At 73.0% G+C, this 21,961-nt stretch carries 21 protein-coding genes; 13 read left to right on the top strand and 8 right to left on the bottom strand.

All coding sequences use genetic code 11. The features are described 5' to 3' along the window. The first annotated feature begins 18 nt into the window (after window positions 1–18). The 3 genes from ACFYXU_RS32175 (at window position 19) to ACFYXU_RS32165 (ending at window position 2,695) form a co-directional block, all read left to right on the top strand. Window positions 19–714 (top strand): ArsR/SmtB family transcription factor, encoded by a 696-nt coding sequence (locus ACFYXU_RS32175; RefSeq protein ID WP_389461202.1) that lies wholly within the window; start codon window positions 19–21, stop codon window positions 712–714. A gap of 121 nt (window positions 715–835) precedes the next feature. Then, window positions 836–1,750, top strand: a complete 915-nt coding sequence (locus ACFYXU_RS32170) for a DMT family transporter (protein WP_389461200.1) — start codon at window positions 836–838, stop codon at window positions 1,748–1,750. A gap of 219 nt (window positions 1,751–1,969) precedes the next feature. Continuing rightward, window positions 1,970–2,695 (top strand): TetR family transcriptional regulator, encoded by a 726-nt coding sequence (locus tag ACFYXU_RS32165; RefSeq protein WP_329855792.1) that lies wholly within the window; start codon window positions 1,970–1,972, stop codon window positions 2,693–2,695. On the opposite strand, the gene ACFYXU_RS32160 is transcribed toward ACFYXU_RS32165, so the two are convergent. Then, window positions 2,678–3,346, bottom strand: coding sequence for a TetR/AcrR family transcriptional regulator (locus ACFYXU_RS32160; RefSeq protein WP_376510914.1), 669 nt, complete (start codon window positions 3,344–3,346; stop codon window positions 2,678–2,680). The genes ACFYXU_RS32165 and ACFYXU_RS32160 overlap by 18 nt on opposite strands. 121 nt (window positions 3,347–3,467) lie before the next feature. Here ACFYXU_RS32160 and ACFYXU_RS32155 point away from each other — a divergent pair, with 121 nt between their 5' ends. The 10 genes from ACFYXU_RS32155 to ACFYXU_RS32110 all read left to right on the top strand — a co-directional run bounded on the left by ACFYXU_RS32155 (window position 3,468) and on the right by ACFYXU_RS32110 (window position 12,381). Continuing rightward, the gene (locus ACFYXU_RS32155) at window positions 3,468–4,406 is read left to right on the top strand and encodes a DMT family transporter (protein WP_329855789.1); all 939 of its coding nucleotides are present in this window, start codon (window positions 3,468–3,470) and stop codon (window positions 4,404–4,406) included. 74 nt (window positions 4,407–4,480) lie between these two features. Next, a complete protein-coding gene (locus tag ACFYXU_RS32150) occupies window positions 4,481–5,281 on the top strand; it encodes an MBL fold metallo-hydrolase (RefSeq protein ID WP_329855788.1) in 801 nt (266 codons plus the stop codon). Between the two features lie 37 nt (window positions 5,282–5,318). Then, window positions 5,319–6,020: a DsbA family protein gene (locus ACFYXU_RS32145; protein ID WP_329855787.1), complete on the top strand. Its 702-nt coding sequence runs from the start codon at window positions 5,319–5,321 to the stop codon at window positions 6,018–6,020. A gap of 220 nt (window positions 6,021–6,240) precedes the next feature. After that, window positions 6,241–7,419, top strand: coding sequence for an aminotransferase class I/II-fold pyridoxal phosphate-dependent enzyme (locus ACFYXU_RS32140; protein WP_361393666.1), 1,179 nt, complete (start codon window positions 6,241–6,243; stop codon window positions 7,417–7,419). Next, entirely contained in the window at window positions 7,409–7,954 is a 546-nt protein-coding gene (locus ACFYXU_RS32135; protein WP_361393665.1) for a DUF6190 family protein, read from the top strand. Before ACFYXU_RS32140 ends, ACFYXU_RS32135 begins: the two co-directional genes overlap by 11 nt. A gap of 26 nt (window positions 7,955–7,980) precedes the next feature. Then, window positions 7,981–8,787 (top strand): dihydrodipicolinate synthase family protein, encoded by an 807-nt coding sequence (locus tag ACFYXU_RS32130; RefSeq protein WP_329855783.1) that lies wholly within the window; start codon window positions 7,981–7,983, stop codon window positions 8,785–8,787. Beyond that, window positions 8,784–9,665 carry an iron-containing redox enzyme family protein gene (locus ACFYXU_RS32125; protein ID WP_329855782.1) on the top strand — a complete coding sequence of 294 codons (882 nt, stop codon included), beginning with the start codon at window positions 8,784–8,786 and terminating at the stop codon, window positions 9,663–9,665. Before ACFYXU_RS32130 ends, ACFYXU_RS32125 begins: the two co-directional genes overlap by 4 nt. Beyond that, window positions 9,662–9,985, top strand: a complete 324-nt coding sequence (locus ACFYXU_RS32120; RefSeq protein WP_376510920.1) for a Rieske (2Fe-2S) protein — start codon at window positions 9,662–9,664, stop codon at window positions 9,983–9,985. The genes ACFYXU_RS32125 and ACFYXU_RS32120 overlap by 4 nt, the downstream gene beginning before the upstream one ends. After that, window positions 9,982–11,433 (top strand): cytosine permease, encoded by a 1,452-nt coding sequence (locus tag ACFYXU_RS32115; RefSeq protein ID WP_361393662.1) that lies wholly within the window; start codon window positions 9,982–9,984, stop codon window positions 11,431–11,433. Before ACFYXU_RS32120 ends, ACFYXU_RS32115 begins: the two co-directional genes overlap by 4 nt. Before the next feature lie 27 nt (window positions 11,434–11,460). Continuing rightward, complete coding sequence (locus ACFYXU_RS32110) at window positions 11,461–12,381, top strand: PDR/VanB family oxidoreductase (RefSeq protein WP_389461197.1); 921 nt, start codon at window positions 11,461–11,463, stop codon at window positions 12,379–12,381. A gap of 151 nt (window positions 12,382–12,532) precedes the next feature. Here ACFYXU_RS32110 and ACFYXU_RS32105 read toward each other — a convergent pair whose 3' ends face one another. The 7 genes from ACFYXU_RS32105 to ACFYXU_RS32075 form a co-directional block, all read right to left on the bottom strand. Then, window positions 12,533–13,612, bottom strand: a complete 1,080-nt coding sequence (locus ACFYXU_RS32105; RefSeq protein WP_389408632.1) for a Zn-dependent alcohol dehydrogenase — start codon at window positions 13,610–13,612, stop codon at window positions 12,533–12,535. A gap of 23 nt (window positions 13,613–13,635) precedes the next feature. Then, window positions 13,636–15,027 (bottom strand): aldehyde dehydrogenase family protein, encoded by a 1,392-nt coding sequence (locus ACFYXU_RS32100; RefSeq protein ID WP_376510926.1) that lies wholly within the window; start codon window positions 15,025–15,027, stop codon window positions 13,636–13,638. A 552-nt stretch (window positions 15,028–15,579) separates the two neighbouring features. Beyond that, window positions 15,580–16,332, bottom strand: a complete 753-nt coding sequence (locus tag ACFYXU_RS32095; RefSeq protein ID WP_389461195.1) for a class F sortase — start codon at window positions 16,330–16,332, stop codon at window positions 15,580–15,582. Continuing rightward, window positions 16,319–17,068 carry a hypothetical protein gene (locus ACFYXU_RS32090; RefSeq protein WP_389461193.1) on the bottom strand — a complete coding sequence of 250 codons (750 nt, stop codon included), beginning with the start codon at window positions 17,066–17,068 and terminating at the stop codon, window positions 16,319–16,321. The genes ACFYXU_RS32095 and ACFYXU_RS32090 overlap by 14 nt, the downstream gene beginning before the upstream one ends. A gap of 272 nt (window positions 17,069–17,340) precedes the next feature. After that, window positions 17,341–18,846, bottom strand: coding sequence for a CitMHS family transporter (locus tag ACFYXU_RS32085; RefSeq protein ID WP_389461191.1), 1,506 nt, complete (start codon window positions 18,844–18,846; stop codon window positions 17,341–17,343). 148 nt (window positions 18,847–18,994) lie between these two features. Beyond that, window positions 18,995–21,202, bottom strand: a complete 2,208-nt coding sequence (locus ACFYXU_RS32080; protein WP_389461189.1) for a molybdopterin-dependent oxidoreductase — start codon at window positions 21,200–21,202, stop codon at window positions 18,995–18,997. A gap of 76 nt (window positions 21,203–21,278) precedes the next feature. After that, window positions 21,279–21,953: a TetR family transcriptional regulator gene (locus ACFYXU_RS32075; RefSeq protein ID WP_389461187.1), complete on the bottom strand. Its 675-nt coding sequence runs from the start codon at window positions 21,951–21,953 to the stop codon at window positions 21,279–21,281. Window positions 21,954–21,961: the final 8 nt, after the last annotated feature.

Here is a 21,961-nt window from a genome sequence, read left to right as displayed (position 1 = left end):
TGCGGCAGTCTGGAAGGCATGGCAGCCAGTGATCTCGCCGCGCTCGCGGCGCTCTTCGCGGACGAGAGCCGCGCCGCGTTCGTGCTCGCCCTGCTCGACGGCCGGGCCTGGACCGCGGGGGAACTCGCCCGGCACGCCGGGGTGGCGCCGTCCACCGCCAGCGAGCACCTCGGGAAGCTCGTGGCGGGCGGGGTGCTCGCGGAGGAGCGCCAGGGCAGACACCGGTACGTCCGCCTCGCCGATCCCGGCATCGCGCACCTCGTCGAGGACCTGGCCGCCCGCTCCGAGCCCGCGGTGCCCCCGGCCCCGCGCTCGCTGCGGGCCGCGAGCGCCGGGCAGGCGATGGCGCGCGGCCGGACCTGCTACGACCACCTCGCGGGGCGGCTCGGCATCGCGATCGCCGACGCGATGACGGAACGCGGACTGCTGCGCCAGGACACCGGGTTCGCGCTCACGGACCGGGGCCTGGCCTGGTTCGACGAGCAGGGCATCACCTTCGTACGGAAGGGGCGGCGGCCCGTCGCGCGCGGCTGCCTGGACTGGACCGAGCGCCGCCCGCACCTCGCGGGGCTCGCCGGCGCCGCACTGTGCCGGCACGCGCTCGACGCCGGGTGGTGCGTCCGGATCGGGTCCGAGCGGGCGGTGAAGGTGACCCCGGCGGGCGAGAGCGCCCTGCGGACGGGCCTGGGCATCACGGCGGAGGCGCTGCGCTGAGGGGGGTGGGAGCCGGCGGGGCGCCAGGGCGCCACCGCCACCGGCCCCGGCCCCGGCCCCGGCCCCGGCCCCGGGCGATATTGCGGTGAGCGCCGAAGGGTTCGCGTCCTACGGTCGGTCCATGCAGAAGCAACCCTCCCGCCTCGCGCTCGTCGCCGCCGGTGTCACCGTCGTCCTGTGGGCCTCCGCCTTCGTGTCCATCCGCAGCGCCGGGGCGGCCTACTCCCCCGGCGCGCTCGCGCTCGGCCGGCTGCTCGCCGGATCTCTGGTCCTCGGGGCCGTGCTCCTGCTCCGGCGGGAGGGACTGCCGCCCCGGGCGGCTTGGCCGGGCATCGCCGTCTCGGGCCTGCTGTGGTTCGGGGTGTACATGGTGGTCCTGAACTGGGGCGAGCAGGAGGTCGACGCGGGCACGGCGGCGATGGTCGTGAACATCGGACCGATCCTGATCGCCCTGCTGGGCGCCCGCTTTCTCCGGGAGTCACTGCCGCCGCGGCTGCTCGCCGGCATGGCGGTCTCCTTCGCGGGCGCGGTGACGGTCGGCCTGTCGATGTCCGGCGGCTCCTCCGGCGGGCACGCCTCGGTGCTCGGGGTGGTCCTCTGCCTGCTCGCGGCGATCGCGTACGCGGGCGGGGTCGTCGCCCAGAAGCCGGCGCTCGCGCACGGCAGCGCGCTCCAGGTGACGACCTTCGGGTGCCTCGTGGGCACGGCGGCCTGTCTGCCCTTCGCCGGGCAGCTGGTCGAGGAGGCGGGGCGGGCCCCGCTGTCGGCGACCCTGAACATGGTCTACCTGGGCGTCTTCCCGACCGCGCTCGCCTTCACGACCTGGGCGTACGCCCTGGCCCGCACGACGGCGGGACGGATGGGCGCGACGACGTACGCCGTGCCCGCGCTCGTGGTGCTCCTCGCGTGGGGGCTCCTGGGCGAACTGCCGGGTGCGCTCACCCTCGCCGGGGGTGCGCTGTGCCTCGCGGGCGTGGCCGTATCCCGCTCCCGGGCGCGGGCCTCCGCGGCCCCCGGAACGGCTGAATCCACCTGACAGGCCATACCTCCGGTTCCGGTCAGTTCGCGGGCCCCTCTCGCGGGCCGGGCGCCCGCGACCTGGGACGAAGAAGCGCGTCAAGCCCCAGTTCCGGCCGGAACGAAAGGAAGGCACGTTTCGCCGGTCCCCGGCCGGATAGTTTCGAGTCGGTCACAGGCGCGGGCCGGAAGACAACGCTCCGGCCCTTCTCGCGACTCCAACTCCACGGGGGAGCTCATGGCGATTCAGCAGCGCGCGGAACGCACCAGACAGGAGATCCTGTCGTCGGCCGCGAAGGTGTTCGACAGGGTGGGCTACGAGCGGGCCTCGCTGGCCCGGATAGCCGGTGAGGCACGCGTGACCACCGGCGCACTGGTCTTCCACTTCGCGACCAAGTCGGACCTGGCGACCGCGGTGCGCGGCCGGGCCCGCGCGGTCACCCGGATCACGGTCGAGTCGGCCTGTCTGTCCACCGAGGGCGTGGGCGGCACCGCGATCGACAAGCTGGTCATCACCACCCACGCGCTGATCCGGCTCTTCGAGACCGATCCCACGGCGCGGGCGGGCGAGCGCCTCGCCCGCGAACTCCAGTCGACCGAACCCGGGCCGGGCCAGGAGTGTCCCTGGCGGCGCGAGGTGGGCCGTCTGGCGCGGTACGCGGCGGCCGAGGAGGCCTTACGGCCGGGCGTCGACGCGACGGCGGTCGCGGCGCTGATCGGCTACGTGATCACCGGGGTGGAGCTGGAGATGCGCCCCCCGGGCACGCCCGCCGACCCGCCCCGGCCGACGGAGAGCGACGCCCTGCACGACCCCGCGGAGGTGCGGCTGCGCCGCATCTGGGAGCTGATCCTGCCGGGCCTCGTCCACCCGGCCACCACGGCCGGTCCGGCCGTCACCACCATGCCGACGCCACAGGCGGCGTCGAAGGCTCCCTCACCAGGACGGTCAGCGACCGCCTCCTGAGTGGAGCAGCTGGCGGGCGAAGACTGTCAGAGAGCGCCCGATGCGCTCGGCCGACAGGCCGAGCTCGTGCCGCTGGAACTGGAAGAGCTCGGGCGACAGCGGACTGAGCGCGATGTCGATCAGCGGATCCGGGTCCTCGACCCCGTGGTCGACCAGCAGGGTCCGGACGTGGACGCGCCAGAATCCGTACGCGCCCGTCCGGAAACGCGCCGGACCCGTCTCCGCCCCCAGCGCCAGCGGCAGATGCCGTTCGAGCAGGTCGAGCATCGCCAGGTAGAACGCCGCGAGCCGCTCCCCCGCCGGGGCGCCGGGGCCGAGCGGCGGCGGCCCGTAGATGAGCTGCCCCTGGAGCCGGCGCTCGTGCTCGTCGAGCAGCGCCACCGCCACCGAGGACGGGTCGGGGAAGCTCCGGTACAGCGTGGCCCGGCCCACGCCGGCGGCCTTGGCGATGCGGTCCATGGTGACCGAGCGCGGATCCTGCTCGGCGAAGAGCCGCTCGGCCGCGGCCAGGATCTGGGCACGGTTGCGCTCCGCGTCCGCGCGTCTGCGCGGCGCGACCGGCTGCTCGTCCGCGGCCTGAAGATCACCGAGGAGCCCGCCGACCCGGTGCACGGAGGAGGCCCCGCGGCCTCGCTGCTCTTCCTCGCTCATGACCCGACCTTACTTCCCCCGGGGCTAAGTGGACACCTTGTCCGTTTGCCATGTTGCATGGCATGCTAAACGGACTCAGTGTCCACTTATCCGCTCGCCATCCCGCCCCAGGGAGATCCAGATGCACACCGCGCTACTCGCCGCGGCCCTGCTGGTCGGCTGCCTCCTGGCCGTCCAGGCCTCGGTGAACCTCCAGCTCAACGCCGCCGTCGGCACCCCGTACGGCGCCTCCACCATCCAGCTCGGCGTGGCCACCACGCTGCTCGTCGTGCTCGCGGTGGCCGCCGGTGCGCTCGGCGCGCTCGGCAAGCTGCCCGACGTGGAGTGGTGGCAGCTGCTCGGCGGACTCGCCAGCCCCCTCTACATCACCAGTGGCATCCTGCTGTTCCCACGGCTCGGCGCACTGGCAGCCGTCGGACTCTTCGTCACCGGCCAGATGTTCGCCTCGCTCGCCCTCGACCTCTTCGGCCTCCTCGGCCTGAAGCAGAAGGACCTGAGCGTCGGCATCGTCCTCGGCGCCCTCGCCGTCCTCGCGGGCATCGTCGTGATCATCCGGGGCATGAAGGCCGCGGCTCCTCCCGGCGCCCCCAAGATGTCGAGCGCCGGCCGCGCCGGCTGGCTCGTCCTCGGCATCGTCGCCGGCGCCGTGCTCCCGATCCAGGGCGCGGTCAACGCCCAGCTGCGCGCCCAGCTGAAGCAGCCCATCACCGTCGCCGTGATCAGCTTCGCCGTCGCGACCTTCACCATCGCCGTCGTCCTGCTCGTGCTCTACGCGACCCGGAAGACCCCGAAGCCCAAGATCGCCCCGCTCAAGAAGATGCCCTGGTGGGGCTGGCTCGGTGGCGCCTGCGCCGCCGCGTACGTCACCGGCACCTTCCTGCTCATCCCGACCATCGGCGCGGCCGTCACCATCGCGCTGACCGTCACGGGCCAGCAGCTCACCTCGGCCCTGATCGACCACAAGGGCCTGTTCAAGCTCCCGCAGCGCTCGCTGACCAAGCCGCGCGCCCTGGGCCTCGCCCTGCTGATCGCCGGCTCCCTGACCATCCAGCTCGTCTGACCGAGGCCGGCACCTCCCCCGGGCCCGCGCCCGGGGGACCCCCGGCCCGCTCGGCGCCTCGTGAAAGGCTGCTCATGAAGACGTCCTACACCGCCGGGCCGGACATCCACGTCCTCCCGTCGGCCCTGCCCATCCCCGGTCTCGGCGACCAGCCGGTGAACGCCTTCCTCCTCCGGTCCGGCGAGCCGCTGCTCGTGGACACCGGCATGCCCGTCGACCGGGAGGGCTTCCTGGACTCCCTCTGGTCGCTGATCGAGCCGGGCGACCTGCGCTGGGTCGTCGTCACCCACGACGACCGCGACCACACCGGCGCCCTGGCCCGCATCCTGGAGGCCGCGCCGCGGGCGAAGGTGCTGGCCAACGCGATATCGATCACGCGAATATCGGAAGAGTTCAGCATTCCGCAGGAACGGGTGGTGACCGCGAACCCGGGAAGTCGCGTAAAAGTCGGCGATCGTGAGCTGAGTTTTCACCGGCCCCCCACCTTCGATTCACCCGGAACCCTCGCCGTGTTCGACCATTCCGATGGAACGCTCTACAGCTCCGACAGTTTCGGTACCGTCGTCGAAGAAATTCAGCAGGACTTCACCGACCTTTCGGAGGAGGAATTCTTCCACGGCTTCGAGGTACTGAACCGTGCGATAGCCCCGTGGACCGCGCTGGTCGACGAGGCCAAGTTCCTCCGCCCCGTGCACGAGCTGGCCGCCCTGCGCCCCGCACGGCTGCTCAGCGCCCACGGGCCGACCGTCGAGGAGGCCGCCGTGCCCCGGCTCTTCGACGCGATGGCCCGCATCCCGTCCCTGCCCGCCTGGCTGCCGGACGCCGACCTCGACCTCGAGGCGGCCCTGGACGCCCACGAGTCCACCACCGGCTGAGCACCGCTCGGCCCGCGCACCCGAACCGAGGAGAACCATGTCCGACCCGACCACCGCCGAACTGACCCCGCCGCGCGGAGTCGTCACCGTCTTCTCCGACATCTGGTGTTCCTTCGCGCACATCGCCATCCACCGGCTCCACGCCACCCGGACCCGGCTGGGCCTGGAGGAGCAGGTCTCCTTCGACCTGCGCGCCTTCCCCCTGGAACTCCTGAACGACGCCCCGAGCCCGCGCCCCGGCACGGACAGCGAGGTCGCCCGGATGGCCAGCCTGGAGCCGGCCGCCGGCTGGCAGCTGTGGCAGGCCAAGGACTGGCTGTACCCGTCGACGACGCTGCCCGCCCTGGAGGCGGTGCTCGCCGCGAAGGAGCAGAGCCTCAACGCCTCCGAGCAGCTCGACCTCGGGCTGCGCCGGGCCTTCTGGGCCGAGTCGCGGTGCATCAGCCACCGCAAGGTGATCCTGGACGTCGCCGCCGAGACGGGCGCCGTCGACGTCGACGCGCTCACCGAGGCGCTGGACGACGGCCGGGCCCGCCGGAGCCTCGCCGACCAGGCCGCCCTGTCCAAGAGCGACCGCGTGAACTGCAGCCCCCACCTGTTCCTGCCCGACGGCTCCGACCACGCCAACCCCGGCATCGACGTGGGCTGGGAGGGCGCGTACGGCATCGGCTGGCCGGTCATCGCCTCGGACGACCCGAAGGTGTACGAAGACATCCTGCTGCGGGCCGCCACCGAATAGCCGGAACAAGCCGCGGAAGCGGCGGTACCAGCGCGAACGACGGCCAGGCATTCCTTTCGAGGAATGCCTGGCCGTCGTTCCTTTTTTTCTGCCGCAGAACATCGCGGTGATTATTAATTGCGTGACCCGGCCGTTATTCGCAAGGCCGCTCGAAGCTCTTACAGTCATTCACGCCGCCGGAATTCCGGACGGAGATTCGTTTCGACAGCGGGAGTTCTTCATGTCGGTCACCGACAAGGCAGACGTCAGCACTTTCGTCGACCTCACCCAGCACGAGATCGAGGCTCTGAAGACCCGGTTCAACCTGGCCGACGCGCACACCCACCAGCGTCAGTCCGCCTCGCAGGAGCGCATCGTCTCCCGGCTCCCCGAGCTCTGGCACGAGTCCGAGTCCAAGCAGCAGGCCCACTTCGAGCGCCAGTTCATCGACGCCTTCTTCCGCCTGCACCAGCAGCCCACCGCCCGGGCGATGGACCGGACGCTCCTCTCGTACTCCGCCAGCGTCTCCACGATGGTGGCCGGCATGTTCCTGAAGCAGCGCGGGATGTCCGTGCAGCTGGTGGAGCCCTGCTTCGACAACCTGGTCGACCTGCTGCGCAACATGCAGGTGCCGCTCGGTCCGGTCGACGAGTCGGTGCTGCACGACAAGGACGCCATCTACGAGCGCCTGGTCGAGTCGATCGACGCGGACGCGATCTACCTGGTCGACCCGAACAACCCGACCGGGTTCACCCTGCTCGCCGAGAAGCTGGAGGGCTTCGCCGAGGTCGTGCGCTACTGCGTCGACCACGACAAGGTCCTGGTCATGGACTTCTGCTTCGCCTCCTTCGCGCTCTGCGACGAGGGCATCGGCCGGGTGGACATCTACAAGCTCCTGGAGGAGTCCGGCGTCACCTACATGGTGATGGAGGACACCGGCAAGACCTGGCCGATCCAGGACGCCAAGTGCGCCATGATCACCGCCAGCCGGAACATCCAGGAGGAGGTCTACAACCTCCACACCAGCGTCCTGCTGAACGTGTCGCCGTTCGTCCTCAACATGGTCACGCAGTACATCGAGGACTCCATCACCGACGGCTTCGCCTCCGTCCGCGACATCATCAAGACCAACGGCGACGCCGCCCGCGCCGCCCTCGCCGGCACCATCCTGGAGTTCCAGGAGCCGGTGGTCGGCACCAGCGTCGCCTGGTTCCGCATCACCTCCGAGAACCTCACCGCCACCCAGCTCCAGGCCGTCCTCTTCGACGAGGAGGTGTACGTCCTGCCCGGCACCTTCTTCTACTGGAACACCAAGGAGAAGGGCGAGCGCTTCGTCCGCCTGGCCCTCGCCCGCGAGCCCGAGGTGTTCGCCGGCGCGATGGAGCGGATGCGGAAGGTGCTCGAGCGCTATGCCGGCTGACGCCACGCCCGCGAACGGGGCGGCCGGGCACGCCCCCACGGTGTTCATCGACGCCACGCTCTTCATGGGCATGCACAGCGAGGACGAGACCGTCCGCGTCGCCGCGAAGTCCTTCTTCGCGGCCCGGCTCGCCGCCGGGGACGCCGGCCGGGTCGTCATGAACTGGGAGCAGGTCGGCCGCTGCGACGACCTCGTCTGGGGCTACGAGCGCGGCGTGCAGGACGACTACTACCCGTTCATGGACGTCCTCCACACCGACCTGGCCATCGACCGGGTCCCGTACGACGAGGACGACCTCCGGCGGGCCTTCACCACCCCCGAGTTCGACGGACTCCCCACGCACGAGCGCCTGCTGCTGGCCCAGGTCACCGGCCGGAACGGCGTGCTGCACACCGCGAGCCCCCGGCTGCTGAAGGCGGCCGACGGCCTGCCCGTCGTGCCGCTCGGCACCGGCGCGGAGCCCGCGTTCCCCGCGTACCTGGAGGACCTCTACCGGCGCTCGCTGGTGCTGAAGGTCGACTCCGACTCCCTCTGATCCAGATCTCGAAGGGCACTCCACTCATGCCTGACTCCTACTCCGGGACCGTCGTCCCCCTGATCACCCCGCTCGACGAGCACGGCACCGTCGACGAGCAGAGCGTCGTCCGGCTCCTGGACCACATCCGGGCCGAGGTCACGGGTCTCATGCCGGCCCTCACCTCCGGCGAGGGCTGGAAGCTCGACGCCCGGCAGTGGCAGGACGTCGTCACGTACACCGTGAAGCACGCCGGCGGGCTCCCCGTTCTCGCCGGGATCCAGCTCCCCGACACGGCCTCGGTGGTCGACCGGGCCCGCTCGGCCGCCGAGATCGGCGCCGACGCCGTCGTCGTCACCACGCCCTTCGGCGCCGACGTGACGCAGGACCAGATCGTCGAGCACTACCGGGCGATCCGCGCGGCCCTCGACATACCGATCTTCCTCTACAACGAGGAGGCGCTGTCGGGCAACCGCATCGAGTTCGAGACCCTGATCCGGATCTGCAAGGAGATCCCCGGGATCGTCGGCATCAAGGAGTCGAGCGGCGACGCCGCCTTCACCCGCAGGATGGCCGAGGCCGGCACCGGCATCCCGGTCTTCGAGGGCTGGGAGAACCTCCTCGTCGACGCCCGCGGCATCCAGGGCTTCATCGGCCCGCTGGCCAACCTCGAACCCGGCCTGTGCAACGCGATGCTGGTCGACCCCACCCCGGACCGCCAGGCGGAGATCAACACCGTCTGCGAGAAGTACGGCGTCTTCCGCGACGACTGGTACCGCTGGGTCAAGAAGGAACTGCACGAGCGCGGCGTGATCTCCTCCCCCACCACGCACGAGGAGGTCGAGGCGGCATGAGCACCACCCCCGCCTCCCCCACCGCCTCCTCCGTCCCGGTGGCCGCGCACTCGATCGCGGCCCCGGCCGCGACCGCCCAGCGCGAACTGCACGCCCTCTACCGGCGGGTGCCCAACCTCGGCGACTACGGCTCGATGACCGCGATCGAGGAGCGGTGGATCCTGCCGAAGGCGCGCGCCTACGAGGCCTCCGCCCCCACGTTCGGCTCGGCCGGCGAGCTGCTCCAGGCGCTCAAGGAGTTCCTCGCCGAGGAGGAGGCCGCCCTCCCGGAGAGCGCGACCTTCCTCGCCGAGCACGCGACGCTCGACCAGTTCAAGCTGATCGTCCGGGAGTTCGCGCTCGACGGGCTCACCGAGTCCGAGTCGCTGCTCCCGGTGGTCCCCCGGCTGCCCTACCGCTCGGCGATGGCGGTCTTCCGCGTCCTGATCGACGAACTGGGCTGCGGCAACGAGGAGAAGGCCCACTCCCAGCTCTACCGGGACCTGCTCACCGAGCTCGGGATGAGCCTGGAGCTCGACGACTACCTCGACGACACGTCCCCGGAGTGCTACGCCTACGTCAACATGTTCCACTGGCTGGCGAGCCGGGCGCCGTCCCCGCAGTACTTCCTGGGGGCGTACGCCTACTTCGAGACCAGCGTCCTGTACGCCTTCCAGAGCTTCGCCCGCGCGGCGCGGCGGCTCGGGATCGCCCACGACGCCTACTACACCGAGCACCTGTACATCGACTCGTACCACAGCAACCACATGCGCACCGCGATCCGCGCGCTCGACGAGCCCGACTTCGCGAAGATCTGGGCGGGTGTGCGACTGGCCTCCGACATCGTCGGCGAGGCCACCGAGACGGCGATCGCGCGGGCCCGGGAGAGCGTCGCATGACGGCCGTGCCCGCCGGGCGGCGGGGCTCCGGCGAGCCCGTCGTCCGCCAGGTGACCGAGGACCTGGTCCTGGTCGAGGTCGGCGGCCGCAAGGTCCTCGCGGCCGCCCTGTGCCCCCACCGCGGGGGCCGGCTCAAGTACGGCAGGGTCGACGGGGACAGGCTGCGGATCACCTGCCCCCTGCACCACACGACCTTCGACCTGACCAGCGGCGAGCGCACCTCCGGGGCGGCCTGCGCCGCCCTCCGGGTGGTCGACGTGCTGCCCGGCCAGGACCCGGCCGGGGCCCTCTCCGAGGAGCTCGCCGGGGGCGCCTCATGACCACCACACCGACCGGGGCGGCGTCCACCGTGACGCCGCCCCGTGCGGCGGTCGACCACGACGGCATCGCGCCGGTGCCCGAGGCGGAACGCACCTCGACACCGGGCGACTTCGGCTGGATCTGGCCCTCCGCGCAGTTCTCGTTCGGCACCGTGGTGCTCGGAGCCCTGCCGGTGGTCTTCGGCCTCGGCTGGTGGGCCTCGGCCACCGCGATCGCGGCCGGCGTCGCGGTCGGGACCGCGCTGCTCGCGCCGCTCGCCCGCTTCGGCGTCCGCACCGGCACCAACGATCCGGTGTCGAGCGGCGCCCACTTCGGGGTGCGCGGCCGGGTCGTCGGCAACGTCATCACCGTGGTGACCGCGCTCGGCTTCTTCGCGATCGCGGTGTGGACCGGCGGCACCGCCGTGATGGTCGCGGGGCACCGGCTGCTCTCCACCCCGACGGGCCCCGGCGCGCTGACCGTGGCGATGTTCGTGACGGCGGCGGCGGTCGCGCTGGTGGCCGTGCGCGGCCACGAGACGCTGGTCCGCACGTACCGGATCACGGCCGTCACCGGCGGGGCCGTCCTGCTCGGCACCGCGCTCGTCCTCGCGCCGAAGTTCGACCCCGGATACTCCGGCGGCAGCCTGGCGCTGGACAGCACCCTGCACACCTGGCTGCTCGCGGCGACCGCGTCCGCGACCGTGCCCCTGTCGTACGCGACCTTCCAGGGCGACTACACCCGCTACATGCCGGCCGGCACCCCCACCGGCCGGGTGGTGCGGGCGAGCGGGATCTCGATGTTCCTCAGCAGTCTCGCCGCGCTGCTCACCGGCGCGTACGTGACGACGCTCTTCCCCGTGCCCGACGAGCCGTGGCTACAGGGCCTGACGGACGCCGTGCCCGCCTGGTTCGCCGTGGCGGTGGTCGTCTTCGGCTTCGCGGGCACCCTGCCGCAGGCCGGGCTGTGCCTGTACGCGGCCGGGCTCTCCGCCAACTCGGTGTTCTGGCGCTCCTCCCGGGCCGCCGTGACCACGGTGGTCGCGCTGCTCGCGGCGGCCGTGCTCTACCTCGGCGCGGTGGTGTACGACGCCATGGACGCGATGTCGGCGTTCGTGACGCTGCTGCTCACCGTCGTGGCGCCGTGGGCGGCCGTGCTCTCCGTCGGATACGTGTTCCACCGCGGCCGGTACGACGCGGAGGCACTGCGCGCGTTCACCACGGGCGGCGGCGGACGGTACTGGTACACGGGCGGGGTCAACGCGCGCGCCGCCGCCGCCTTCGCGGCGGGCTCCGTGGTGGGCGTGCTGTGGGTGAACAACCCGCTCTACACGGGTCCGCTGACCGGCCTCACCGGCGGCGTGGACCTGAGCCTGCCGGCCTCCTTCGTGGTCGCCGCGGTGGTGTACGGGGCGCTGTGCCGGCTGTGGCCGGAGCCGCTGCTCCCGCCCACCGGGACGCCGAGGTGATGCCGTGAACGACGCCGAGGTGACGTCATGAACACGGTCCGGCTCATGGTCCGCTCCGTCGTCCGGGAGGCCGAGGGGGTCCTGGGGCTGCTGCTCGGCGACCCCTCGGGCGCCGCGCTCGCGCCCTGGGAGCCGGGAGCCCACCTGGAGGTGACGCTGCCGTCCGGGACGGTCCGGCACTACTCGCTCTGCGGCGATCCGGCGGACCGGACCACGTACCGGCTCGGGGTCCTGCGGGAGCCCGGCGGCCGGGGCGGCTCCGAGGAGCTCCACACCTCCGTCGGCGAGGGGACGGTCCTGGACGTCCGGGGCCCGGTCAACCGGTTCCCGCTGGTGCCCGCCGAGCGGTACCTGTTCGTCGCGGGCGGCATCGGCATCACCCCGCTGCTGCCGATGGTCCGCTCGCTGCCGACGGGCTCGTGGTCGCTGCTGTACGGCGGGCGGAGCCTGGCCTCCATGGCGTACCGCGAGGAGCTCGCCGCGCTGCCCGGGGTCACGCTCGTCCCGCAGGACACGGCGGGGCTGCCCGACCTGGACGCCGTCCTGGCCGGGCAGCCCGCCGGGACGGCCGTGTACTGCTGCGGCCCCGAGGGGCTGCTGCGGGCGGTGGAGGACCGGTGGCGGGGACCGCTGCACCTGGAGCGGTTCGGCGCGGCGCCGGTGGAGAGGCCCTCCGGCGAGGGCGGCTTCGAGGTCGAGCTCCGGCGGACCGGGCGGACCCTGAGCGTGCCGCCCGGACGGACCCTGCTCGACGCCGTGCGCGAGGTGATGCCGGGTGTGGCGTACTCCTGCGAGGAGGGCTGGTGCGGCACCTGTGAGACGAAGGTGATCGCCGGGACGCCCGAGCACCACGACACCGTCCTCGGCGAGGACGAGAAGGCCTCGGGGACGACGATGATGATCTGCGTGGGACGCTCACGCGGCGACCGTCTCGTCCTCGATCTCTGACCCGCTCCCCGCGGGTCGCACCACGGAAGCCCGTACCGGACCCCCGCCGGTACGGGCTTCCGCGCGCCCAGGGCCGGAAGTCGCGGCTCGGGCCGGAGCGCGCGGCCCGGGCCGGACGCCCTCCCGTCGGTACGCGCTTCCGCGCCTCGGGTCAGAAGACGACGAGGGCGCGGCCGCCCTTGCCCGCGAGCATGTTCTCGAAGGCGCCCGGGATGCCGTCCAGGGTGATCCGTTCGGTGACGAGGGCGCCGAGGTCCAGCCGTCCCGCCCGGATGTGCGCCGCGAGCACCGGGAGGTCCTCGGCCGGGTTGGAGTTGCCGTAGACGCAGCCGGCGAGGGTGCGGCCCCAGTGGAAGATCTCCAGGGCGTTGAAGGTGACCTGCTGGTCCTTGCCCCCGATGCCGACGACGGTGGTGCGGCCGCCGCGCCGGGTGGACTCCCAGGCGGTCCGGATGGTGACCGCGCGGCCGACGCACTCGACGGCCACGTCGACGCCCTGGCCTCCGGTCAGCTTCCGGATGTCCTTGGCCGTGGTCGCGGAGGCGACGACGTACTCGGTGGCTCCGGCGGCCCTCGCGAGCGCCTCCTTCTCCGGGGAGACGTCCACGGCGACGATCGTCGACGCGCCCGCGATCCGGGCCGCCTGGAGGGTCGCGAGGCCCACCCCGCCGACGCCGAAGACGGCGACGGTCTCGCCCTCCCGGACCCGGGCGGAGTGGTGGACCGCGCCCCAGCCGGTGAGGACCGCGCAGCCGAGGAGCGCCGCGTCGGTGAGCGGCACGCCGTCGGGGACGGGCAGGACGCAGTTCGCGGCGACGACCGTCTCCTCGGCGAAGGCGGCGACGTTGAGCCCCGGGTGGAGCTCGGTGCCGTCCTCGGTGCGGGCGTGGACGTTCGCCGCGCCGGTCAGCGCGTTCGCGCAGAGCCAGACCTCGCCGAGCGAGCAGGGGTGGCAGCCGCCGCAGGACGGCGCCCAGTTGAGGACGACGCCGTCACCGGGGGCGACGTGGGTGACGCCCTCGCCGACGGAGACGACCGTGCCGGCGCCCTCGTGTCCGAGGACGGCCGGGACCGGGACGCGCATGGTGCCGTCGGTCAGGGAGAGGTCGGAGTGGCAGACCCCGGCGGCGGCGAGCCGCACCCGGACCTGGCCGGGACCGGGTGCGGGCAGTTCGATGCCGGTGATCTCCAGCGGAGAGCCGACGGCGGGCAGGACGGCGGCGCGGATCACGCGTCTCTCCTCGGTTCCTGGGCCTAGAACTGCAGGGACTTGGTCGTCAGGTACTCGGCGAGGCCGTGCGCGCCGAGCTCCCTGCCGACGCCGGACTGCTTGTACCCGCCGAAGGGGGCCAGCGGGTTGAACCGGCCGCCGTTGATGTCGACCTGGCCGGTGTCCATGCGGCGGGCGAAGGCGACGGCCTCCTCGGGGTCCCCCCAGACCGCTCCGGCGAGTCCGTAGACGGTGCCGTTGGCGATGGCGAGGGCCTCTTCCTCGTCCTCGTAGCGCAGGAGGGAGACCACCGGGCCGAAGATCTCCTCCTGGGCGATGGTCATCTCGGGGGTGACGTCGGCGAAGACCGTCGGGGAGACGTAGTAGCCGGTCTCGCGCGGGGCCTCGGGACCGCCCGCGACGAGCCGCGCGCCCTCCTCGACGCCCTTCTCGATGTAGCCGCGCACGCGCTGGCGCTGCTTGGCGTTGACGAGCGGGCCGACGCGCTCCCCGGGGACGTACTTGGCGACGGCCTCGGCGGCGAGCGCCACCGCCTCCTCGTACCGGTCGGCGGGGATCAGCATCCGGGTCCAGGCGCTGCACGTCTGGCCGGAGTTGGACATGACGTTGGCGACGCCGACGGAGACGGCCTTGGCGAGGTCGGCGCTCGGCAGGATCACGTTGGCGGACTTCCCGCCGAGTTCGAGGGCGACCCGCTTGACGGCGCCGCCCGCGAGGGCGCCGATGCGGCGGCCGACGGCGGTGGAGCCGGTGAAGGAGACGAGGTCCACGCCGGGGTGCTCGGCGAGCGCCTGCCCGGCGACCGGGCCGAGGCCGGTGACCAGGTTGAAGACACCGGCGGGCAGGCCGGCCTCGTGCACGGCCTCGGCGAAGAGCTGCGCGGTGAGCGGGGTGTCCTCGGCGGGCTTGAGGACGGTGGTACAGCCGGCGGCGAGGGCCGGGGCGACCTTGGCGACGATCTGGTGGAGCGGGTAGTTCCAGGGGGTGATCGCGGCGACGACTCCGACCGGCTCGGCGTAGACGGTGGAGTTGCCGACCTTCTCCTCGAAGGGGTGGGTGGCGGCGAGTTCGGCGAAGCTGCCGGCGATGGCGATCGGGAGTCCGGCGTGGACGGCGGCGGCGAACTGCGGCGGGGCGCCGAGTTCGGCGGTGACGGTGGCGGCGATCTCCTCCGCGCGGGCGGCGAGCGCGTCGCGGAGGGCCGCGATCCGGGCTCCGCGCTCGGCGGGCGGGGTGGCGGCCCAGCCGGGGAGCGCGGCGCGGGCGGCGCGCACGGCGGCGTCGACGTCCTCGGCGGTGCCCGCCGGGACGTGGCCGATGACCTGCTCGTCCGCCGGGTTCAGCACCGGGATGGTGTCCGTGGAGGAGGCGGGGCGCCATTCCCCGCCGATGTACATCCCGTCGTGGGCCTTCATCCGCTGTCTCCTCACGTTGCCGGTTCCTCGTCCGACCCAAACTAGCGCTGTTAGTTTTTCGGCGCCAGGGTCCGCGGGGTGCCGCCCGTCTCACCGGGGACGCCGCGGGAAGCGGCGCGGACCCGGACGGAGCGCGCTGTTCGATCGTGCCGCCCCGACGCGGGGGATGTCCACGTCGGGCCCGCACAGGCGTACGCGACCGGAACTGGCGGAACCCCCCTTGCCGCGTCGAGCGGGAGGGCGCGGACCGGCGGAGGTGGGGGACCACGGATGCGGCGGACGGGGAGGGCGAGGACGGGAGAGGACGGGAGAGGGAGGCGACGGTGGGCGAGGGGGCGAGGGGGGGCGAGGGGGCGAGGGGGCGAGGGGGGCGAGGGGGGGCGAGGGGGCGAGAGGTTGGTACGGCACGGGGGCGCGCGACACGCCCCGGTCGACGGAGCGGCTGGGTCCGTCGGCCGGGGCGTGGGTTCGGGGGATCCGAGCGCCGTCGCGGTCGCGTCGGATCCAGGGCCGGATCCGAGTCCGTCGGATCCCGCGTCTGTCGCGACCGCTTCAGATCTTCTGGGCGATCTCGGTGAGGTGGGCGAAGACGACGATGTTCGCCTCGTAGCCCTTGCCCCGGTCGAAGGTTCCGCCGCAGGTGAGCAGCCGCAGTTCGGGCCGCCCGGCGTCCCCGTACACCTCCTTGTCGGGGAAGGCGTTCTTCGCGTACGTCCGCACGCGGTCGACCGTGAAGACGGCGACCTTCCCGTCGGCGCGGGCGACCCGGACGGTGTTGCCGGCGCTGAGCGAGTTGAGGTTGAGGAAGACGGCGGGCCCGGTGCGGGTGTCGCGGTGACCGACGACGACGGCGGTCCCCCGCTCACCCGGCGTGGGCCCCTTGGCGTACCAGCCGACGATCCGAGGGTCGTCGGCGGGCGGGGTGCCGAGCCGGCCGGTGGCGTCGAGGCCCAGCTCCATCACGGGGGCCTCGATGGTGATGGCCGGGACGGCGACGGTGACCGGGCGCGACCGGGCGAGCGGCGCGGGTGCGGGCGCGGGCTTCGGCGCGGGCGCGGCCTTGGGCAGGGCCCTGGGCTTCGCCTTGTGGTCGACGGCGGTGTGCGCTCCGGCCGCCGTTCCGGCCGCGCCCTGGGCGGCCGCGCCGGAGGCGGCCGGCGCCGCGGCGAGCGGCGGGTCGGCCGGCTCCCCGTCGCCGGCCCACCAGAAGCCCCCGGTCACCAGGGCCGTGGTCAGCGCCACGGTCCTGGCGAGCCGGAGCAGCCGCCGCTGCCTGCGCGTGAAGCGGGACCTACGAGGCGCCATGGACGCGGCGGCGCGAGCGGCGGATCAGGACCAGTCCGGTCGTGCCGGCGAGACCGGCGGCGACGGCCGCCCCGACGCCGAAGGCGGAGGAGTCCTCGGCGGCGATCTGCGCGCTGCCGCCGCCGCCCGCGCCGACCGCGCCGTGCGGGGGCCCGCCGTGCTCGTGACCGCTGTCGCCCCCGTCTCCGCCGTCGCCGTTCCCGTCGCTCCCGTTGCCCCCGCCCCCGTTCCCGCCGTCGTCGCCCCCGTTCCCGTTGCCGCCGTTGCCGTTGCCGCTGTTGCCGTTCCCGCCGTTCGCCCCGTTGCCCGTCGGGCAGTTGACGCGGAAGACCTTCGACTTCGCCGCGCCGTTCTGGCCCACCCACGTCCACTCGACCTTGTACATGCCGGTCGCCAGGCCCGAGATGTCGTTCGTGTGCCCGTCACCGTTGACGTCGATCGCGATGCTGCCGTTCCTCAACGACGGATCCTGGTTCCCTGGCCCGCCCGGCTGTGCGTAGATGTTCCATCGGATGCTCTGCAAGCCGTCGAAATTGAAGGCGGCGAAGCGGACGACGCACCCGACCTGGGGCTGGTTGGCCTGGTCGGTGTCGGGGGTGCCCTGCCGGTGGACCTTGACGTCGCCGTTGTCGCCCGGCGCGGCGAAGGCCTGGGGGGCGCCGGCGAGGGTCACGGCGCCGAGCGCCAGGGAGGCGAGGGTCGCGCGGAGCAGGGTGCGGGTGGGGGGTGTCGCCATGGGAGAGGTCCTCCAGTCGTGATCACGTCGGCCATTACCGCGATAATCCGACTATCTGTCACAGTATGGATACGGAGGGTGGCGACCCGGCCGCACCACCCTCCGACTTCCACCCGTCCGGCGCACCTCCCCGGACCCCCTCCACCCGGCCCACCGACTCCCTCGGGCGGGACGGCACCGGCAGACCTGCTCCCGCGGGCGGAACGGGACGAGGACAGGACCGGCCCACCGGCTCCCGCGGCCGGGACTGGACCGGGTCGAGCCCGGCCGGGTCAGACGATCCCGAAGAGGATCCCCGCCGCCAGCACGACCAGCGAGGTGAGCGCGGCCCACTTCACCGTGAACCGGGTGTGGTCGCCGAACTCCACCTTGGCCATGCCCACGAGCACGTACACCGCGGGCACCAGGGGGCTCGACATGTGCAGGGCCTGTCCGGCCAGCGAGGCGCGGGCGATCTCCAGGGGCGACACCCCGTGGGCCGCACCCGCCTCGGCGAGGACGGGCAGGACACCGAAGTAGAAGCCGTCGTTCGACATGAAGTAGGTGAGCGGGAGGCTCAGCACGCCGGTGACCAGGGCCATGTGCGGGCCCATACCCTCGGGGATCGCGCCGACGAGCCAGTCGGCCATGTGCTTGACCATGCCGGTGCCGGTGAGGACGCCGGTGAAGACGGCGGCGGCGAAGACCATGCCGGCGACGTTGAGGACGTTGTCCGCGTGGGCGGCGATGCGCTCCTTCTGCTCGGCCATCTTCGGGTAGTTGACGGTGAGCGCCAGGGCGGCGCCCAGGAGGAACAGCACCGGGATCGGCAGCAGTTCGAGGATCATCGCGGCGAGCAGCGCGACCGTCAGGGCAGCGTTGAACCAGTAGAGCCGGGGCCGCAGCGTCGCGCGGTCGGGGTCGAGCCCCTGGAATCCGTCATCCTCGCCCTCGCCCGTACCGGTCGTCGCCGCCGCGAGGGCGCCACCGCGCTCACCCGAGCCGCCGCCACTGTCGCCACCCTCGGCCGTGGCCGCACCACCGCCGCCCTTGGCCGCACCGCCGACACTCTTGCTCGCACCGCCGGCACCCTTGGCCGCGCCACCGGGACCCTTGGTCGCACCGCCGCCCGCCGTGACCAGTACCGCGTCGGTCTCCGGGACCAGGGCCTCGTCGAGGGTCAGGTAGCCGATGCGCTTGCGCTCGCGGCGCCCGAGCACGTACGCCAGGACGAAGACGAAGAGCAGGCCCACGCCGAGCGCGGGGATCATCGGCACGAAGATGTCGGCGGCGTCGAGCTTCAGCGCCGTCGCCGCGCGGGCGGTGGGGCCGCCCCAGGGCAGGGTGTTCATGACGCCGTTGGCGGTGGCGGCCACACCGGTCATGACCACCAGGCTCATCCCGAGCCGCTTGTAGAGCGGATACATCGCCGAGACGGTGATCATGAAGGTGGTGGAGCCGTCACCGTCCAGGGAGACGATCGCTGCGAGCACCGCGGTGCCCACGACGACCCGCACGGGGTCCGCCTTGCAGAAGCGCAGGATGCCCCGGACGATCGGGTCGAAGAGGCCGACGTCGATCATGACGCCGAAGTAGACGATCGCGAACATCAGCATCGCGGCCGTCGGCGCCAGCTTGCCGACCCCGTCGATCACGTAGTCGCCGAGCTGGGCGCCCTGCCCGACCGCGACGCAGAACAACGCGGGGATCAGGACGAGCGCCGCGATCGGCGACATCTTCTTCAGCATGATCAGGACCAGGAAGGTCGCGATCATGGCGAAGCCGAGGACGGTCAGCATGGAGGACACCTCACGTTCACCCTTGAACTGCCGCCGAGCGGCGGTCCGGATGACCGTAGGTGCCCCCTTCCGCCGTTAACAAGATGTCCACGCGTGAGCAATACGAGCAAAACCCCAGGTCAATAAGGGGTGCAAGACGCGGTGCCGGTCAGGTCGTCCGGCGGGGCGACACCTCGACGGGGAAGCCGTTGAGGACCGCCGTGCCGGAGAGCGGGTCGATGCGGGACCCGTCGAGCAGCTGGTTGACGTTGACCCCGGGGCGCGCGGACGCGACGGAGAGCCGGGTGCCCGGCCGGTCGTGTCCCCAGCCGTGCGGAAGGCTGACGACGCCCGGCCGGACGCCGTCGGTGACCTCCACCGGCACCTCCAGTTCCCCGCCCTCGCCCTTCACCCGGGCCATGCCGCCGTCGGTGAGCCGGAGGCGCTCCGCGTCCCGGGGGTGCACCTGGAGGGTGCAGCGGTTCGAACCCCCGCCCAGCGCAGGCGTGTTGTGGAGCCAGCTGTTGTTCGAGCGCAGGTGCCGGCGCCCGACGAGCTGGAGGGTCTCCGGCTCCGGTGGCGCGTCGAGGGCGGCCCGCAGCCGGGGCAGGTCGGCGGCGAGGGGCGCGGGGAACAGCTCGATCCGCCCGCTGAGCGTCCTGAGGACCGCCGGCAGCCGCGGCTTCAGCGGTCCGAGGTCGATGCCGTGCGGGTGCGCCTTCAGCTCGTCCAGCGTGAGGCCGTACGGACCGAGCCGCAGCATCAGATCGAGTCGCCGCTCGGCTCCGGTGGCCCCGGTGAGCCGGGCGGCGAACTCCTCGGGATCCGCCCCGAACACCGGCGAGTGCTCCTGTACGACGGCCTTGGCGAGGGTGGTGCCGATGGCGAGGTCGTCGACGGCGGAGGGCGGGGCGCCGTGCATCCCGGAGACGGCGAGGATCAGCCGGGCGTGGATCTCGCACTCGTCCATGCGGTCCGCTTCCAGGGGGACGGCGGCGGGCGACCAGCGGGCCTGGTCGCGGACGGCGAAGGCGTTGAAGGCGAAGTCGAAGTGGGCGCTCCGGGAGGGCGGCGGCGGGGGCAGCAGGACGTCGGCGTGGCGGGTGGTCTCGTTGAGGTACGGGTCGACGGCGACCATCAGGTCGAGGGAGCCGAGGGCCGCGTCGAGGCGCTGCCCGTCGGGTGCGGAGAGGACGGGGTTGGCGGCGACGGTGATCACCGCCCGGATGCGCCCCTCCCCCGGCGTCTCGATCTCCTCCGCGAGGGCGACGAGCGGCAACTCGCCCTTGACCTCGGGGTGGTGCGAGACCCTGCTGTGGCGGCGGCCGAGGGCGAAACCCCTGCCGGGCCCCGCGGGGCGCGGGGCGGGTGAGGTGGCGGAGAGCGGGAAGAGGGCGCCGCCGGGCCGGTCGAGGTTGCCGGTGAGGACGTTGAGGACGTCGACGAGCCAGTTCGCGAGGCTGCCGTACGCCACGGTGGAGCTGCCCATCCGCCCGTAGACGGCGGCGGTGGGCGCGGCGGCGAGCTCCCGGGCGAGGACACGGAGGGTGTCCGCGTCGACGTCGCAGGCCTCCGCGACCGCCTCGGGGCTGAACTCCCGCACCGCGGCCCGTACCTCCTCGACGCCTTCCACCTGGGCGGCGAGCGGGCCGGGGTCGGCGAGGTCCTCGTCGAAGAGGGTGTGGACGAGGGCGGCGAGGAGCAGGGCGTCGGCGCCGGGGCGGATCGCGACGTGCCGGTCGGCGAGGCGGGCGGTGCGGGTGCGCCGGGGGTCGACGACGGTGAGGGTGCCGCCGCGCCGGCGCAGCGCCTTGAGCCGGCCGGGGAAGTCGGGCGCGGTGCACAGGCTGCCGTTGGAGTCCAGCGGGTTGGCTCCGAGGATCAGCAGGTGGTCGGTGCGGTCCAGGTCCGGCACGGGGACGGCGAGGGGGTCCCCGAAGAGCAGTCCGCTGGAGACGTGCTTGGGCATCTGGTCGAGGGTGGAGGCGGTGAAGACGTTCCGGGTGCGCAACGCGCCGATCAGCAGGGGCGGGTAGAGGGCGCCGGCGATGGTGTGCGCGTTGGGGTTGCCCAGGACGATACCCACCGCGTCCGGCCCGTACTCCTCGACGAGCGGGCGAATCCTGGTGGCGATCGTGTCGAACGCCTCGCCCCAGGTGGCCTCCTGGAGTCTGCCGTCCCTGCGGACCATGGGGACCCGGAGCCGGTCGGGATCGGCGTCGATCTCGGGGAAGGAGGCGCCCTTGGGGCAGAGGAACCCCTGGCTGAAGATGTCGTCGCGGTCGCCGCGCGCCCCGGTCACGCGGCTCCCGTCGAGCGTCAGGGTGAGTCCGCAGGTCGCTTCGCAGAGGGGGCAGATGCGCAGGGCTGTGGGCATGGCGTCTCCCTGGGGGCGTCGGGTGACGCCGAGCATACCGACCGGTAGGCACGGCGGGGAGGGGCCCTGCGCGAGGTCACGAGAGCGAGGGCGCCAGGTACGCGTGGAGGAGGCAGCGGGTCTCGGCGACGAGCGCCGGGTCCCCCGCGGGGTCCGAGCGGAAGGCGAGCCGGACCAGGGCGTCGGCGGTCTCGACTCCGACGAGCACCTTCCGGTGCAGGTCCTCGTCCGCGGCGCGGCCGAGGTGGGTGGCGAGGAGCGCACAGATCCTCTCGGCGACGAGCCGGTTGGGATCGTCGGGCACCGCCTCGGCCGGGTCCTCGTCGGGGCCGTCCGGCGCGGCGTCCCCGGGGGTGGCGGCGGGCGCGGCGAAGTCGACGAGCGCGAATCCCGGGACGGTCCGCTTCATCGCGATGAACTCGTCGAGGACACTGTCGATGGCGCCGTGCGCGTCGAGGATCGGCGCCGAGGCGAGGCGCTCCGAGATCCGCTCCGCGTACCGGTCGAGGTTGCGGTGGGCGAGGGCGGCGACCATCGCCCGCTTGTTGCCGAAGAAGCGGTAGACGGAGCCGATGGGGACGCCGGCTCGGGCCGCGACGGCGCGGGTGCTCAACTGCTCGTAGCCGGTCTCGTCGAGGAGGACGGCGCAGGCGTCGAGGATCCGGGCCAGCCGCTCGGCGCTCCGCTGCTGCACGGGAGCGCGGCGGAGCGCCGGCTGGGTTCGGGGGCGGGTCTGGGGCACGGGGTCCATGATGCCGT

The organism is Streptomyces sp. NPDC002232 (assembly GCF_042890295.1).
Taxonomy (GTDB): Bacteria; Actinomycetota; Actinomycetes; order Streptomycetales; family Streptomycetaceae; genus Streptomyces.
The sequence above is the reverse complement of the archived record's forward strand: the minus strand, read 5'-3'. Positions and strand labels throughout refer to the sequence as shown.

What these genes read in the sequence shown, in the direction of transcription:
- ACFYXU_RS32085 (WP_389461191.1), bottom strand. Translation starts at nt 18,846, where the DNA reads ATGCTGACCGTCCTCGGCTTCGCCATGATCGCGACCTTCCTGGTCCTG.
- ACFYXU_RS32165 (WP_329855792.1), top strand. Translation starts at nt 1,970, where the DNA reads ATGGCGATTCAGCAGCGCGCGGAACGCACCAGACAGGAGATCCTGTCG.
- ACFYXU_RS32125 (WP_329855782.1), top strand. Translation starts at nt 8,784, where the DNA reads ATGAGCACCACCCCCGCCTCCCCCACCGCCTCCTCCGTCCCGGTGGCC.
- ACFYXU_RS32175 (WP_389461202.1), top strand. Translation starts at nt 19, where the DNA reads ATGGCAGCCAGTGATCTCGCCGCGCTCGCGGCGCTCTTCGCGGACGAG.
- ACFYXU_RS32115 (WP_361393662.1), top strand. Translation starts at nt 9,982, where the DNA reads ATGACCACCACACCGACCGGGGCGGCGTCCACCGTGACGCCGCCCCGT.
- ACFYXU_RS32135 (WP_361393665.1), top strand. Translation starts at nt 7,409, where the DNA reads ATGCCGGCTGACGCCACGCCCGCGAACGGGGCGGCCGGGCACGCCCCC.
- ACFYXU_RS32145 (WP_329855787.1), top strand. Translation starts at nt 5,319, where the DNA reads ATGTCCGACCCGACCACCGCCGAACTGACCCCGCCGCGCGGAGTCGTC.
- ACFYXU_RS32170 (WP_389461200.1), top strand. Translation starts at nt 836, where the DNA reads ATGCAGAAGCAACCCTCCCGCCTCGCGCTCGTCGCCGCCGGTGTCACC.
- ACFYXU_RS32120 (WP_376510920.1), top strand. Translation starts at nt 9,662, where the DNA reads ATGACGGCCGTGCCCGCCGGGCGGCGGGGCTCCGGCGAGCCCGTCGTC.
- ACFYXU_RS32075 (WP_389461187.1), bottom strand. Translation starts at nt 21,953, where the DNA reads ATGGACCCCGTGCCCCAGACCCGCCCCCGAACCCAGCCGGCGCTCCGC.
- ACFYXU_RS32150 (WP_329855788.1), top strand. Translation starts at nt 4,481, where the DNA reads ATGAAGACGTCCTACACCGCCGGGCCGGACATCCACGTCCTCCCGTCG.
- ACFYXU_RS32110 (WP_389461197.1), top strand. Translation starts at nt 11,461, where the DNA reads ATGAACACGGTCCGGCTCATGGTCCGCTCCGTCGTCCGGGAGGCCGAG.
- ACFYXU_RS32160 (WP_376510914.1), bottom strand. Translation starts at nt 3,346, where the DNA reads ATGAGCGAGGAAGAGCAGCGAGGCCGCGGGGCCTCCTCCGTGCACCGG.
- ACFYXU_RS32080 (WP_389461189.1), bottom strand. Translation starts at nt 21,202, where the DNA reads ATGCCCACAGCCCTGCGCATCTGCCCCCTCTGCGAAGCGACCTGCGGA.
- ACFYXU_RS32095 (WP_389461195.1), bottom strand. Translation starts at nt 16,332, where the DNA reads ATGGCGCCTCGTAGGTCCCGCTTCACGCGCAGGCAGCGGCGGCTGCTC.
- ACFYXU_RS32090 (WP_389461193.1), bottom strand. Translation starts at nt 17,068, where the DNA reads ATGGCGACACCCCCCACCCGCACCCTGCTCCGCGCGACCCTCGCCTCC.
- ACFYXU_RS32155 (WP_329855789.1), top strand. Translation starts at nt 3,468, where the DNA reads ATGCACACCGCGCTACTCGCCGCGGCCCTGCTGGTCGGCTGCCTCCTG.
- ACFYXU_RS32140 (WP_361393666.1), top strand. Translation starts at nt 6,241, where the DNA reads ATGTCGGTCACCGACAAGGCAGACGTCAGCACTTTCGTCGACCTCACC.
- ACFYXU_RS32130 (WP_329855783.1), top strand. Translation starts at nt 7,981, where the DNA reads ATGCCTGACTCCTACTCCGGGACCGTCGTCCCCCTGATCACCCCGCTC.
- ACFYXU_RS32100 (WP_376510926.1), bottom strand. Translation starts at nt 15,027, where the DNA reads ATGAAGGCCCACGACGGGATGTACATCGGCGGGGAATGGCGCCCCGCC.